Source organism: Serratia sp. ME47, assembly GCF_903970925.1.
Lineage (GTDB): Bacteria > Pseudomonadota > Gammaproteobacteria > Enterobacterales > Enterobacteriaceae > Serratia > Serratia ureilytica.
The window spans coordinates 41,117-55,503 of sequence record NZ_CAJCKE010000023.1 but is presented as its reverse complement, the minus strand read 5'-3'; the positions used below and the strand labels follow the sequence as shown (position 1 = coordinate 55,503).

The window sequence follows — 14,387 nt, the reverse complement described above, 5'->3', positions numbered from 1 at the left end:
TTTGCCACACTCTGTTTCATCGCCAAGGGAATTCGCATCGCTAATGTTTACAAAGCATTACAGGTTATCGGCAGGTAATTCTGCAGCCGGGCGCGGCTGTCGGCGGCCTCCGTCGCCAGAAAATCGATCAGCGCGGTTAACGTCGGCGGCGCCACCGTGCGTTCAGGATAGACCAAATAATAGGCCGCGCCGCTGCTGACGCAGAGCGGGAACGGCGTTACGATGCGCTGCGCCTGAATATCCTCCTCCAGCAGGCACAGATCGCCGATGGCGATGCCAAACCCTTGCAGCGCCGCGCTCATCGCCAGATCGAGGGTATCGAAATGCTGGGCCTTGCCGGACGGCAACGCATCGGCGCCCGCCGCCTTCAGCCAGCGTAGCCAGTCGCGCCGATCGCGCGTCGGGTGCAGCAGGGTTTTGTCCGTCAAGTCCGTCAACCGGGCTGCCGGCGGCAGGAACGTCGGCGTGCAGACCGGCGTGAGGATTTCATCGAACAGCAAGTGCGCGGTCAGCTTTTTACCCGGCGGCCGGCCGAATACCACCGCGGCGTCAAACTGCTCGGTACTGAAATCCAGGCCGTGCGACACCGAGGCGGTCAGCTCGATATGCATGTCCGGTCGTTCATTTTGCAGGCGAATGATGCGCGGCAGCACCCAGCGCATGGCGCAGGTCGGGCATTTGATGCGCAGCGCCCCCGGCGGAGCGGCGGCCCGCGTCAGGGCTTCATCCAACTGCCCCAGCGCCTGCTGTACCGGCGCCAGCAGCTGCGCGCCCTGCGGCGTCAGCGCCAAACCGCGCGCCTGACGGCTGAACAGCGGGTAGCCCAGACGCTGTTCCAGCCCGAGAATTTGCCGGCTGACCGCCCCCTGCGTCAGGTGCAGCTGCCGGGCGGCATGGGTAAAGTTGAGGCGTTGCGCCACCACCACAAAGGTTTTCAATACGTCGAGCGACGGCAGGGATATCGGCATAGCGTGCCTCGATTAGGTATGATCGTAGTGCATGGCAAGTATGACAAACTTTCCCTTGTCCGCCTACGCCGCCTGATGCTTAATCGCTCAACACTTCCCTGTTTGCCTGGAGCCCATCATGCAGAGCGCCTGCTCATCCCGCTCGAAGCTGCCGGACGTCGGCACCACCATCTTCACCGTCATTGGCCAACTCAGCGCCGAACATCAGGCCCTCAACCTGTCGCAGGGCGCGCCCAACTTCGCCGGTGACCCGCAGCTGATCGAGGCAACGGCGCAAGCCATGCGCGCAGGTCATAACCAATACGCGCCGATGAGCGGCGTGGCGGCGTTACGTGCTGCTCTGGCGGAAAAAGCTGAACGATTGTATGGCGCGCGCTATGACGCCGACGAAGAAATCACGGTGATCGCCAGCGCCAGCGAAGGGCTGTACTCGGCGATCAGCGCGCTGGTGCATCCTGGCGACGAGGTGATCTATTTCGAACCGGCGTTCGACAGCTATGCGCCGATCGTGCGCCTGCAGGGCGCCACGCCGGTGGCGATCAAACTGTCGCTGCAGGACTTTCGCGTCGACTGGGACGAAGTGGCCGCCGCCATCAACGGCAAAACGCGCATGATCATCGTCAACACGCCGCACAACCCGACCGGCGCAGTGTTCGACGCGCAGGATATCGACCGCCTGACCGCCCTGACCCGCGACACCGACATCGTGATCCTGTCCGACGAGGTCTACGAGCATGTGGTGTTCGACGGCGATATTCACCACAGCATGGCGCGCTACCCGCAGTTGGCGGAACGCAGCGTGATCGTGTCGTCGTTCGGTAAAACCTACCACGTCACCGGCTGGCGCGTCGGTTACTGCCTGGCGCCGGCGGCGTTGATGGACGAGATCCGCAAGGTGCACCAGTTCATGGTGTTCTCCGCCGATACGCCAATGCAGCACGCCTTCGCCGCCGCGCTCGCCAACCCGCAGAGCTACCTGGGGCTGGCGGCGTTTTACCAACAAAAGCGCGATCTGCTGGCCAGCGCCCTGCAGGATTCGCGCTTTGAGCTGCTGCCCAGCCGCGGCAGCTTCTTCATGCTGGCCCGCTTTAGCGGCTTCAGTCACGAAAGCGACAATGATTTCGCCGTGCGCTTGATCCGCGAAGCGAAGGTGGCGACGATCCCGCTGTCGGCGTTCTACAGCGACGGCACCGATACCGGCCTTATTCGGCTGAGTTTTTCCAAAGATAACGAGACCCTGCTGGAAGGCGCGCGCCGCCTGAGCCAGGTGTAATTTTTTGTCCGACCATGGGAAAGGGGCACTGCCTATGAAAGCTTTGAAAACGCTGTTCGCCGCCGGATGCCTGCTGGCCGCCGGCTCTTCTCTGGCGGCGGAAAACAGCCTGCGCTTCGGTCTGGAAGCGCTGTATCCGCCGTTCGAATCCAAATCCGCCAGCGGCAAACTGGAAGGGTTCGACATTGAACTGGGCGACGCGGTGTGCGCCGCCGCGCAGTTGCAATGCAGCTGGGTGGAAACCTCGTTCGACAGCTTGATCCCGGCGCTGCAGGCGCGCAAGTTCGACGCCATCAACTCGGCGATGAACGTGACCGAACAGCGGCGCCAGGCGATCGCCTTTACCGACGCCATCTATCAGGTGCCGAACCGCCTGATCGCCAAGGCCGACAGCGGCCTGCTGCCGGACGCCAAAGCGCTGGCGGGCAAACACGTGGGCGTGCTGCAAGGCTCGATTCAGGAGATTTACGCCAAAACCCATTGGGCGCCGGCGGGCGTGGATGTGGTGTCTTACCAGGATCAGAATCAGGTGTATCTCGATCTGGCGGCCGGTCGGCTCGACGCCACGCTGGTGATGGCGCCCTCGGGGCAAAGCGGCTTCCTGTCACAGCCGGACGGCAAAGGCTTCGCCTTCGTCGGCGAGGCGGTGCGCGACGACAAGATCCTCGGTGAAGGCATCGCCTTCGGCCTGCGTAAAGGGGATGAGGCGCTGAAGAAGAAACTGGATGCCGCCATCGCCAAAGTGAAACAACAAGGCACGGTGACGGCGCTGTCGAAGAAGTATTTCGGCGATATCGACGTGACGTTGAAGTGATGGACGGGGGCGGCACCGCCGCCCCCTGCCGCGTTTAGCGATCGAACACCGAACTGTTCAGCGCGCGATCCTGCTGGTGGCGCTCCAGCGCCAATTCGATCAGGCGCGTGATCAGCGCCTGGTAGCTGACGCCGCTGGCGGCCCACAGCTTGGGATACATGCTGATGTTGGTGAAGCCCGGCAGCGTGTTGATCTCGTTGATCACCACCTGGTTATCCGGCGTCAGGAACACATCCACCCGCGCCAACCCGAAGCACTCCAGCGCGCGGAACGCCTTCAGCGCCACCTCACGGATGTGGTCGCTCACTTCCGGCGCGATCGCCGCCGGCACCACCACCTGAGCGCCCTGCTCATTGATGTATTTGGTGTCGTAGGAGTAGAAAGCGTCGCTCAGCACGATCTCGCCGCACACGCTGGCCTGCGGATCGTCGTTCCCCAGCACCGCGCACTCGATCTCGCGGCCGACGATCGCCGACTCCACCAGCACTTTGTGATCGAAGCTGAAGGCCAGTGCCACCGCCGCGTCAAACTCGGCGCGGTTCTCCACCTTGCTGACCCCGACCGACGAGCCCTGGTTGGCCGGCTTGACGAACAGCGGCAGGCCGAGGCGCTCGCTCAGTTGCTCAAACGTGAACCCGGCGCGGTTGGCGCGCGTCAGGGTGACGAACGGCGCCACCGCCAGCCCGGCGTCGCGCAGCAGGCGTTTGGTCACGTCTTTATCCATGCTGACCGCCGAGCCGAGCACGCCGGCGCCGACGAACGGCATATTGGCCATGCGCAGCAGCCCCTGCAGCGAGCCGTCTTCCCCCAACGTGCCGTGCACGATCGGGAAGATGACGTCGAGCTGGCCCAGCGCGCCGGCGCTGCCCGCTTCGATCAGCTGCTGTTTTTCCTGGCCCGGGATCAGCGCCACGTTCTTGTTCGAGCGGTTCAGCGCGATCAGCGCCGGGTTCTCGGCGTTGAGCAGGTAGTTGGAGGCGTCGTTGATGTGCCACTGCCCCTGTTTGTCGATCCCCAGCAGCGTGACGTCAAACTTCTCTTTGTCGATTGCATCCACAATGTTTTTGGCCGACTGCAGCGACACCTCATGCTCTGCCGATTTACCGCCAAAAATCACCCCAACACGTAGTTTAGTCACGCCTTAAATCCTTCTGAAAAATCATGGCAAAAAAGTCGTTCATCACAATAAACGCATTGCCTGGCGGCGGCAATCGTTGTTACCAGAATCTTCTTACGCCACAGAATGCCACATCGCGACCATCCAAAACGTATACACTTCGTATATCGTTCATTTATGGAGACGCCGATGGGCATCGTAAAAATTTCGGACGCGCTGCATGACGATCTGCGCCTCGCCAGCCTGACCATGACGCGTTCGATCAACGCGCAGGCCGAGTACTGGATCAAGATCGGCATGCTGGCGGAGTTCCATCCGGAACTGACCTACCCGCAACTGGTAAAAAAAATGATGAAAGATAATGCGCTGACGCTGAAGGAGATTGTCGGGTGAAACAGATTGTGATTAAAACGCCGGAAGAGATTGCCAAAATGCGCCATTCCGGCGCTCTGCTGGCTAAAGTGTTTGCTATGCTCGATGAGGTCATCGTCGAAGGCATCTCCACCATGGAGATTAACGACCGCGCCGAGGCGTTTATCGTCGAAGAACTGAAGTCGCGCCCGGCCAGCAAGGGGCAGTATGATTTCCCCTATGTGCTCAACACCTCCGTAGACGACGTGGTGTGCCACGGGGTGCCGTCGGCCAGCAAAATCCTGCGTTCCGGCATGATTGTCAACGTGGACATCACGCTGGAAAACGGCGGCTACATCGCCGACTCCAGCAAGATGTACTGCATCGGCCAGGTGACGCCGCTGGCTAAACGGCTGGTGAACAACGTCTATGAATCGATGTGGCAGGGCATTCGCGCGGTGAAACCGGGCGCGACCCTGGGGGATATCGGCCACGCCATCCAGCGCCACGCCGAGCAGGCCGGCTACAGCATCGTGCGGGAGTATTGCGGCCACGGCATCGGCCGCGACATGCACGAAGAGCCGGCGGTGCTGCACTACGGCCAACCCGGCAGCGGCATGGCGCTGCAGGAAGGCATGGTGTTCACCATCGAGCCGATGATCAATCAGGGTGACCGCCGCATCAAGCAGAAGAAAGACGGCTGGACGGTGGTGACGCGCGACAAAAAACTGTCGGCGCAGTGGGAACACACCGTAGCGGTCACCGCCGACGGCGTGGAAATCCTGACGCTGCGCGACGAAGAGCGTCGGGCCGGTTACGCCGAACGCTACTAAATCCGCAAGCCATTAGCTTAATAAGCTAATGGCTTGATAAGTTATTTAATTGATAGCCTCTTAGCTGACTACGCGGCACTCCGGCGCCGCGGTTAAAGCGACGGGGATGACAGGGAGACAGGCAGCATGCAGTCAGGCAATCAGGCGTTTCTCAACCAGCTTAAGGACATCGTCGGCGGCCCGCAGTTGTTGACCGGCGATCGCAACACCGAACGGTATCGCAAAGGGTTCCGCTCCGGCGAAGGCCAGGCGCTGGCGGTGGTGTTTCCCACTAGCCTGCTGCAGCTGTGGCGCATTCTGCAGGCCTGCGTGGCCGCCGATAAAATCGTCATCATGCAGGCCGCCAACACCGGCCTGACCGAGGGCTCAACCCCCAGCGGCAACGACTATGATCGCGATATCGTCATCGTCAGCACCCTGCGCCTCGACCATATTCAGGTGCTGGACAACGGCAAGCAGGTGGTCGGCTTCCCCGGCAGCACCCTGCACCACCTCGAGAAATTGCTCAAGCCCTACGGCCGTGAACCGCATTCGGTGATCGGCTCTTCCTGCATCGGCGCCTCTGTTATCGGCGGCGTGTGCAACAACTCCGGCGGCTCGCTGGTGAAACGCGGCCCGGCCTATACCGAAATGGCGCTGTACGCCCAGTTAGGGGAAGACGGCCAGCTGCGCCTGGTGAACCATCTGGGCATCCGGCTTGGCGACACGCCGGAAGAGATCCTCACCCGGCTGGAAAAAGGCGACTATCGCCCGAGCGACGTCGAATACGGCGAGCTGCGCGCCTCGGATAACGAGTACGCCAGCCGGGTGCGCGACGTCGACGCCGACACCCCTTCCCGCTTCAACGCCGACAAACGCCGCCTGTACGAAGCCTCCGGCTGCGCCGGCAAACTGGCGGTGTTCGCGGTGCGGCTCGACACCTTCGAGAAAGAGGGCAAAGAGCAGGTGTTCTATATCGGCACCAACGACACCGCGGTGCTGACCGAACTGCGCCGCCACATGCTGAGCCAGTTCGAAAACCTGCCGGTGGCCGGTGAATACATGCACCGCGATATCTTCGACATCGCCGAGGTGTACGGCAAAGACACCTTCATGATGATCGACAAGCTCGGCACCGATCAGATGCCGCGCTTCTTCACCCTGAAGGGCCGAATGGACGCCAGCCTCAACAAGCTGCCGCTGCTGCCGCACAACCTGACCGATCGGCTGATGCAGGGCCTGAGCCATCTGGCGCCGAGCCACCTGCCGAAACGCATGAAGGAATACCGCGAACGTTTCGAACACCATCTGCTGCTGAAGATGGCCGGCCCCGGCGTGGAAGAGGCCCAGCGCTACCTGACCGACTATTTCGCCCAGGCCGAAGGTGCCTTCTTCGCCTGCACGCCTGACGAGGGCAAAAAGGCTTTCCTGCACCGCTTCGCCGCCGCCGGCGCCGCCGTGCGCTACCACGCGGTGCACGCCGACAAGGTGGAGGATATTCTGGCGCTGGACATCGCCCTGCGCCGCAACGACACCGACTGGTTCGAAACGCTGCCGCCGGAAATCGACAGTCAGTTGGTGCATAAGCTGTATTACGGCCACTTTATGTGCCACGTCTTCCACCAGGACTACGTGGTGAAAAAAGGCGTGGACAGCCATGCACTGAAAGAAAAGATGCTCGAGATCCTCAACCGGCGCGGCGCCGAGTACCCGGCGGAGCATAACGTCGGCCACCTGTACCACGCCAAACCGGATCTGCAAGCGTTCTACCGCACCGCCGATCCGACCAACAGCTTCAACCCCGGCATCGGCAAAACCAGCAAACGCAAAGGCTGGGCCGAAGCCCCCCGCTAAACGCCGCACGATTGGCCCGCCGCCCACCCGGCGCGGGCCTCACCGCCCCTGCCCGCCTCGTCGAGATCTTTGCGCCCATAAAGATGCATTCTTATTGCAACTTATAAAATTCCCGATTACCATTCATCGCAAATGAGAATTAATTACAAAGCTGTCGTGACGGATACATGACATCCGCCGTGGCATTCACCGCGAACTTAATGAGAAGGAACCTACCATGAGTCAGACCCTCGATTCCGCCCAGCTGTTGGCCGCGCTCGATAAAGTGATGGTGATCTCCACCACCGATCTGCAGGGCACCATCACCTACGTCAACGACCTGTTCTGCCAACTGACCGGCTTTTCCCGGGAAGAGCTGGTGGGCCAGCCCCACAGCATCGTGCGTCACCCTTCCGTGCCGAAAGCCGTTTACAAAGCAATGTGGGACACCATCAAGGCGGGCGGCATCTGGACCGGCATCATCCCGAACGTCGGCAAGGGCGGCGTGCTGTACGTGGTCGACACCACGGTGCAACCGCTGTATGACGCCCAAGGCAATATCGAGGCTTATATCAGCATCCGCCGCGTAATTAACGATCTGATGACCGACTTCGAATCGGTGGAATTCGCCAAAGAACAGTTCGACAACCACTACGACAAGTAACCGCTATGGCCGACATTATCGAACGCATCCTGATTGGTTACGGTTCGGAGTCGGGCAACGCCCGGGCGCTGGCGATGCGTCTGGGCGAGCAAAGCAGCCTGCAACCCTACCGCCCCGTCGTTAAAGAACTCAACGCCATCCAGCCCGCCGATGTGGGCGAACGCGACGCCCTGTTGATTGTCTCGAGCTCATTTGGCGACGGCGAACCGCCCGCCAACGCCGAACGTTTTCCCGACGCGCTGGCGCAATGGCCGGATCGCCACCGGTTGCGCTACGCCATCTTCGGTCTCGGCGACACCGCTTACCCGCATTTCTGCGGGTTTACCCAGGCGCTGGATGCGCGCCTGACGCAATACGGCGCCCGTGCCATCATCAATCGCGTTGACGCCGACGTTAACGTCGAACGGTTCTTCACCACTTGGCTAACGACGCTGGATAAGGTGCTGGCCGGCGATGCCCAGGCGGGCCGCGATTTGCATCTGCGCGTGACCGCCTACGGTGAAGACCATGCGTTCAACGCCGCCCTCCTCGAACGGCGGCCGCTTAGCGCACGCACGCCGCAAGCCTGGCATCTGCGGCTGAATATCGCCGGCAGCGGCATCGTTTACCGGGCGGGGGATACCGTCTATCTGTTGCCGGAGAACGACGAAGGATTATTGATCCGGCTGGCAGAGTGGCTCGGCAGGCCGGAGGCCATCGACGCGCTGCGGCGCCGGGAGTTGCGCCAGATCAGCAAAACGACGCTGCGCGAACTGGCGCAGTTGGCCGACAGCGAAGAGCTCAAAAGCCTGCTCAAGATCCGCCAGCGCAAATCCCTGGAGAGTTATCTGTACGGCGCCGATCTGCTGGACGTGCTGCACGATTTTTGCCCGCCGCACGAGATCACGCTGGAGAACCTGTTGGCGCTGCTGCCCATTTGCCTGCCGCGCGCCTACTCCATCGCTTCGGCAACGCGGGAAGAGAGCCTTGATCTGTGCGTGCGCGACGTGCGTTATGAACGCGGCGGCCGCACGCGGCGCGGCACGGCGACCGGCTGGCTGCTCAAGCACCCCGGCCCTTTCCGCCTCTTCTGCCGCGCCAACCCCGGCTTTTACCTGCCGCGCGACACCGCCTTGCCGGTGCTGCTTATCGGTACCGGTACCGGCATCGCACCGTTGATTGGCTTACTGCGCGAAATGGCCGCCCAGGGCGAACGGCGTGAAACCGTCCTGATCTTCGGTGAGAAAAGGCGCGATGAAGACTTCCTGTATGGCGAGGAGTTGGTCACGCTGAACGCGACGGGCGTACTCACACGGCTCATCACGGCATTCTCGCGCGACGCCGCCGACAAGTATTACGTGCAACACGCCATCGACGATCACGCCGATGCCGTCAGCGGCCTGCTGCAACGGGGCGCGCATGTCTACCTGTGCGGCAATCGTCAGTATCTGGAACATGCCGTGGCGACGGCGCTGGAGCAAGCCTGCGGGGCGGAAAACCTGTGGCAGACGCTGATTGAACAGCAGCGGCTGCACCTGGAACTCTATTGAGACAGGGCGGCGTTCACCGCTCCGCGCGCAGCAGCAAGGAGACGATGAACGCGCCCCCCAGCCCCGCCGTAATGATGCCGATGGGCAGCTCCTGATTGGGGATCAGGCTGCGGCTGAGCATGTCGCCGCCGGTCAGCAGCATCGCCCCCAGCAGGCCGCACATCGGCACGGACAAGCGGTGGCGCACACCTACCAGGCGCCGGGCCAGATAAGGCACCATCAGCCCGACAAAACCGATCACGCCCGTCAGCGAAACGAGAAACGCTGTAGACAATGCGCAGCACAGAAAGGTCTCGGTGCGCAGGCGCGCCACGTTGACGCCCATCGAATGGGCGGTTTGCTCACCCGCCAGCAGCGCGTCCAGCGCCCGCCAACGCAGCGCCGTAAACCCGGCCAGCAGCGCGAAACTTACCAGCGGAATGAACAGATTATCCCAACGCGCCAACCCCAAGCCGCCCAGCGACCAGAACAACACTGAACCGGCCGCCCGCTGATCGCCGGAAAAAACCAGATAGCTGGTGAGCGCGCTGAACAAAAATGAGACCGCCAGGCCGCAGACGATAAGCTGCTCGGCGCGCCTGACCCGGCTGACGCGAAACAGGATCATCACCGCCAACGCGGACAGAATGCCGCCGACGAAAGCGGACAGCGGCAACGTCAGCGCCCCCAGCGCATCGCCGAAGCGCGTGATGACCAGCACCGCGCCGGCGGCGGCGCCGGAGGAGAGCCCAAACAAAAAAGGATCGGCCAGCTCATTGCGGGTGGTGGTCTGCAGCAGCGCGCCGGTCATCGCCAGCCCGGCGCCGGTCAACGCCGCCAACAAGGCCCGAGGCACGCGCAGTTGCACGACGATAGTGTCCAGCATGCCGGAAAGCGGCGCCGAACCTATCCCTAACGCCGCCAACGCCTGCCGCCATGACAGCGCGACGCTGCCCAATTGCAGGCTCCAGACCATTAATCCGCACAACGTCAACATCGCCAGCGGCGCGAGCACCATAAACCGCCGTGTCAGCGAGTTCATTCAGCCTCCGGCGCGTACAGCGCCCGCGCCAGCTTTTCCACCGCACCGATATTGGCCGGCCCCGGCGTCAGCTCCGCATACTGCAGTTTCAGATAACGATGGTGCCGTACCGCAGGCGTCAACTTCATCAACGGATGAGACTCGAGGAAACGCCGCAGCGCCTCGGCGCCTGACCCGGTCTGGTAATCCAGCAGAATGATGAAGTCGGGTTCCGCCGCCGCCACCGCCTCCCAGGATGCCGTCGTCCAGCTCGCCGCCAAACCGTCCATCACGTTGCGGCCGCCCGCCGCTTCGACAATCGCCGTCGGCATGGCGTATTTACCGCTGGTAAAAGGCTTCTCTTCTCCCGAGTCATACACGAACACCTTGAGCGGCGCCTGACCCGCCGGTCTGGCGGGCAGCGCGGCTAACCGGCGGCGCCAGCCCTCAACCAGCGCGGCGGCCTCTCGCTGCTTACCGAAAATCTTGCCGAGCTTCAGCTCATCGTCATACAGCAGGTTCATATCGGCCTTCTGCGGCCGGCCGCCGGCCTGTACGCAGCTCTCGCTCAGCACCAGCGTTTTGATGCCGAACGGCGCGAGCGTCTCCGGCGTGACGTCGCCGCCGATCTTCATGCCGTAATTCCAGCCGGCGAAGAAAAAGTCCGGCTGCGCCGCCAGCAACGTTTCCAGAGCGGGATACTTCGGCGCCAGTTCGGGAATGGCGCCCATCGCCGCCTTGAAATCAGGCGTCAATTTGTACCAGCCGGTGATGCCGGTCAGCCCGACGATCCGATCCTGCAGATGAAGCGCAAAGGCCATCTCGGCCATATTGATGTCGTTGATGACGGCGCGCTGCGGCGCCTGATTGAAGGTGATCGGCGTACCGCAGCTTTCTACGATGACGGGAAATTTTTCAGCCGCTGCCGCTCCGCCGGCCAACAGCAGGAGCAAGGGGAATACGCGTATGTTCATGTTTCTCTCTGGTTTATCAAGCGCAATGGGGAACTTCAAAAATACGCAGCGTTTTCCCGCTGACGGGATGCGCCACGCTGAAACTGTGCATGCCGAACACCGGCAGAATTACCGGGGTTTGCAACACCGCCGCGGGCGAGCCGCAGGCCACCTGGCGGCTTTCGTTGAGCACCAGGATCCGATCGGCGAACGCCTCCGCCACGGGCAGGTCATGCAGCACCGCAATCACGGCGATAGCTTTATGTTTTACTAACGACAGCAGCGCCGAACGCCCGGGGGGATCGAGGTGATTGGTCGGCTCATCCAACAACAACAGGTCGGGAGTCTGCGCCAACGCCCGGGCCAACGCAGCGCGCTGACGCTGGCCGCCCGAGAGCCGCCCCAAGGGGTGGTGCCTGAGCGGCGCCAGGCCGGTTTCCCCGATGATCTCGTCAACGATGCGTTTTCCCGCCGCGGGCCGTTCGCCATGCGGCAAACGCCCTAACGCCACATAGTCCTCCAGCGACAGCCGCAAATCCGGCAGATCGTTTTGCGCCAGAAAGGCGATGCTTCTGGCGCGTTCCGCCGCCGACCACGCGGACAAGGCGCGCCCTCGCCAGTAAATCTCGCCGCTGTCCGGCCGCGTTTCGCCGATCAGCGTGCGCAACAGGCTGGATTTGCCGCTGCCGTTAGGGCCGATCACCGCCAGCTTCTCACCGGCGCGCAGCGTGAAATGGATGTTGTCGAGTATCGCGGCCCCGCCGTGGCCGGTCAGGCTAACCCCATCAACATGGAGGATGTCGTGAGCTGAATTCATTATGCGTTAATTGTTATATTATAACATATCAGTATTTTTATCACGATTGCGCGCCCTCTGCAAAAACGAATCGTAAAGTCTCTTGCCGCACGCATGACGGGAAACGGCGGCGGGGAGCCTACCCCCTTGCGCTTCGCGCTGGCGTTAAAACTGCGTTTTTGCAGCAACATAGCACACCTTCAATTTAATGATAATGGTTTTCATTATCATTTACGCTTCTGTGATTTTCGGTTGCGCGCCCCGCTGAACTTGGCTATGTTTGAAGCGATTGGTTTCATTCACGGTTTTCAGGAACTCACATGACCTACCTGGCGCACAGCACAGATCCGACAAACGCGACCGTTCCGGCCGTCGTTTTGCTGTGTGCTTCCTCCGCTCCACCCGCCGTTTTCTCTGTCGTTTCCGCGGTTGCCGCTTACCCGCCACGCATTGTGGTCGTGCGCTAAGCCACACCGACTTTTTACCTCCGGCTTATGTTGATTTGTTGCGTTCAGGCGTAGACCGCCGCGCGCGCCGGAGCCTGTAATTTTCACGACAGGTGAAATTGATATGCGATTACCTTCTCTCTGGGCCAATGCCGGCCTGGCTACGCTGTTCGTCCTGCTTTGGAGCAGCGGCGCGATCTTCTCCCGTTGGGGGTTGGAGCACGCCTCCGCCTTCGCTTTTCTGTTCTTCCGCTGCGCCATCGCGCTGGCGGTGCTGTTGGCCATCGGCCTGTGGCAGCGCCAGTGCCTGCCCGCCGCCGGCACCCGCCGGCGCGTAGCGTTGATCGGCGTGCTGATGATCGGCAGCTATCAGATCTGCTATCTGCTGGCCCTCGAACGGGGCATTACCCCCGGCGTGCTGGCCACGCTGCTTGGCGTACAGCCGATCCTGACCCAGTTCATTACCGAACGGCGCTGCGCCGGGCTGCGCGCGCTCGGGTTGGCGCTGGCGTTGGCGGGGCTGACGCTGGTGGTGTACCAAAGCCTGATGGTGGCCCATTTCTCGCTGAGCGGCATGCTGTTCGCCTTTATCGCCTTGGGCTGCATGACCGCCGGCACCCTGCTGCAAAAGGGCATGACGCAGCCGCCGCTGGCGGTGTTGCCGCTGCAGTATGCCGTCGGGCTGTTGATGTGTGCGTTGGCGCTGCCGTTTGAGCCGCTGCGGGTCGAATGGAAGCCTGAGTTCGTGCTGCCGCTGCTGTGGATGGCGGTGGTGATCTCGGTGCTGGCGACGTTCTTGCTGTATCGGCTGATCCAGCGCGGCAACCTGGTGCAGGTGACCAGCCTGTTCTATCTGATCCCGGCGGTCACCGCCCTGCTGGATTATCTGCTGCTCGGCCACGCGCTGGCCGCGCTGAGCCTGCTGGGCATGGTGGGCATCGTGCTCGGCGTGATGCTGGTTTTCCGCCGCGCATAGCCTAAAAACAAAAGCCCCCGCGCCGTTCCACCGGCGCGGGGGCGATAACAACAACCGTTAACTCAGAACAACCAGGAACCGTACCCCCACAGCAGCACCGTCACCCCAAGCAGCAGCTCGAGCAACAGAATGCCGATGGCGAAGGTCGAGCTGGAGAAGATGAACCCTTCCTTACTGTCGATATTCAGGAAGTGCGGGATCCCCAGATTCAGCAGATAGCCCGAATAGCACAGGCCGATAATGCCGACAAACAGACACAGCCAGACGACCGGATAAAGCGCCACTACCCCGCTGAGGAACATCGGGGTCGCCACGTAGCCGGCGAACACCATGCAGCGGTGCAGGCTTGGGCGCGATTCATAACGCCGCGCCATCCAGTGAATGACTTTCCCCATGGCCGCTACGCCTGCCAGCATCAGCAGGTAGAACGCCACGGCGGTATAAAACGCGGTAAACATGTCGAGCCTGATGGCATGTCCCTCGCCGGAGAGCCAGCCCAACTGGGTGGTGCCGATAAAGGCGCAGACCACCGGGATTGCTGCCAAGAGCAACACGTGATGGGTGTATAGGTGCGAGACGCTTTCATTCTCGCTTTTGATCTGTTCGAACTCGGCGCTGGGATGCGCCAGAAGTCCCCAAACATGACTGACCATGAGACACCTCCTATCTCGCCGTAGGCCGCGATCGGCGAACGAATTTCACACCTCTGACGGACAGCTACCCGTGCGAGGATTGCGGCCACGGGGCTCTCTCCCCTGTACTAATTATAGTCTTTTGGCGAAAAAACGTGCGGAAAGCGAAAGGCGCGGCGCTTTGTCTTATACTCCCCCCATTAAACCCAGGCTGTGAGGAAGG

General features: G+C 61.8%; 14 protein-coding genes. 8 read left to right on the top strand and 6 right to left on the bottom strand.

What is annotated here, in order from left to right; all coding sequences use genetic code 11:
- Nucleotides 1-47 precede the first annotated feature (47 nt).
- On the bottom strand, nucleotides 48-968 hold the full coding sequence (locus H7A77_RS19635; protein WP_046686621.1) for a LysR substrate-binding domain-containing protein: 921 nt from the start codon (nucleotides 966-968) through the stop codon (nucleotides 48-50).
- A gap of 118 nt (nucleotides 969-1,086) precedes the next feature.
- On the opposite strand from H7A77_RS19635, the gene H7A77_RS19630 reads away from it, so the two are divergent.
- On the top strand, nucleotides 1,087-2,241 hold the full coding sequence (locus H7A77_RS19630) for a methionine aminotransferase (RefSeq protein WP_021503974.1): 1,155 nt from the start codon (nucleotides 1,087-1,089) through the stop codon (nucleotides 2,239-2,241).
- Between the two features lie 34 nt (nucleotides 2,242-2,275).
- Entirely contained in the window at nucleotides 2,276-3,055 is a 780-nt protein-coding gene (locus H7A77_RS19625) for an ABC transporter substrate-binding protein (RefSeq protein WP_147837737.1), read from the top strand.
- A 34-nt stretch (nucleotides 3,056-3,089) separates the two neighbouring features.
- Here the strand turns inward: H7A77_RS19625 and ddlA are convergent, their stop codons facing one another.
- Entirely contained in the window at nucleotides 3,090-4,193 is a 1,104-nt protein-coding gene (gene ddlA, locus H7A77_RS19620; RefSeq protein ID WP_015377061.1) for a D-alanine--D-alanine ligase, read from the bottom strand.
- Nucleotides 4,194-4,361: 168 nt separating this feature from the next.
- Here ddlA and H7A77_RS19615 point away from each other — a divergent pair, with 168 nt between their 5' ends.
- The 5 genes from H7A77_RS19615 to H7A77_RS19595 all read left to right on the top strand — a co-directional run bounded on the left by H7A77_RS19615 (nucleotide 4,362) and on the right by H7A77_RS19595 (nucleotide 9,361).
- Entirely contained in the window at nucleotides 4,362-4,565 is a 204-nt protein-coding gene (locus H7A77_RS19615; protein WP_006324220.1) for a ParD-like family protein, read from the top strand.
- Nucleotides 4,562-5,356: a type I methionyl aminopeptidase gene (gene map, locus H7A77_RS19610; RefSeq protein ID WP_033642282.1), complete on the top strand. Its 795-nt coding sequence runs from the start codon at nucleotides 4,562-4,564 to the stop codon at nucleotides 5,354-5,356. Before H7A77_RS19615 ends, map begins: the two co-directional genes overlap by 4 nt.
- A gap of 126 nt (nucleotides 5,357-5,482) precedes the next feature.
- Nucleotides 5,483-7,189, top strand: a complete 1,707-nt coding sequence (dld, locus tag H7A77_RS19605; protein ID WP_033652392.1) for a D-lactate dehydrogenase — start codon at nucleotides 5,483-5,485, stop codon at nucleotides 7,187-7,189.
- Nucleotides 7,190-7,406: 217 nt separating this feature from the next.
- The gene (locus tag H7A77_RS19600; protein ID WP_023447580.1) at nucleotides 7,407-7,832 is read left to right on the top strand and encodes a PAS domain-containing protein; all 426 of its coding nucleotides are present in this window, start codon (nucleotides 7,407-7,409) and stop codon (nucleotides 7,830-7,832) included.
- A 5-nt stretch (nucleotides 7,833-7,837) separates the two neighbouring features.
- On the top strand, nucleotides 7,838-9,361 hold the full coding sequence (locus H7A77_RS19595) for a sulfite reductase flavoprotein subunit alpha (RefSeq protein WP_182074539.1): 1,524 nt from the start codon (nucleotides 7,838-7,840) through the stop codon (nucleotides 9,359-9,361).
- A 13-nt stretch (nucleotides 9,362-9,374) separates the two neighbouring features.
- Here the strand turns inward: H7A77_RS19595 and H7A77_RS19590 are convergent, their stop codons facing one another.
- The 3 genes from H7A77_RS19590 to H7A77_RS19580 are packed head-to-tail and all read right to left on the bottom strand — an operon-like array spanning nucleotide 9,375 to nucleotide 12,131.
- Nucleotides 9,375-10,382 carry an iron ABC transporter permease gene (locus H7A77_RS19590; protein WP_147837735.1) on the bottom strand — a complete coding sequence of 336 codons (1,008 nt, stop codon included), beginning with the start codon at nucleotides 10,380-10,382 and terminating at the stop codon, nucleotides 9,375-9,377.
- Entirely contained in the window at nucleotides 10,379-11,335 is a 957-nt protein-coding gene (locus tag H7A77_RS19585; protein WP_182074538.1) for an ABC transporter substrate-binding protein, read from the bottom strand. Before H7A77_RS19585 ends, H7A77_RS19590 begins: the two co-directional genes overlap by 4 nt.
- A 16-nt stretch (nucleotides 11,336-11,351) precedes the next feature.
- The gene (locus H7A77_RS19580; protein ID WP_232096733.1) at nucleotides 11,352-12,131 is read right to left on the bottom strand and encodes an ABC transporter ATP-binding protein; all 780 of its coding nucleotides are present in this window, start codon (nucleotides 12,129-12,131) and stop codon (nucleotides 11,352-11,354) included.
- Between the two features lie 549 nt (nucleotides 12,132-12,680).
- Here H7A77_RS19580 and H7A77_RS19575 point away from each other — a divergent pair.
- Complete coding sequence (locus tag H7A77_RS19575; protein ID WP_072628124.1) at nucleotides 12,681-13,532, top strand: DMT family transporter; 852 nt, start codon at nucleotides 12,681-12,683, stop codon at nucleotides 13,530-13,532.
- A 62-nt stretch (nucleotides 13,533-13,594) separates the two neighbouring features.
- On the opposite strand, the gene H7A77_RS19570 is transcribed toward H7A77_RS19575, so the two are convergent.
- Nucleotides 13,595-14,185: a Yip1 family protein gene (locus H7A77_RS19570; protein ID WP_019453944.1), complete on the bottom strand. Its 591-nt coding sequence runs from the start codon at nucleotides 14,183-14,185 to the stop codon at nucleotides 13,595-13,597.
- Nucleotides 14,186-14,387 lie beyond the last annotated feature (202 nt).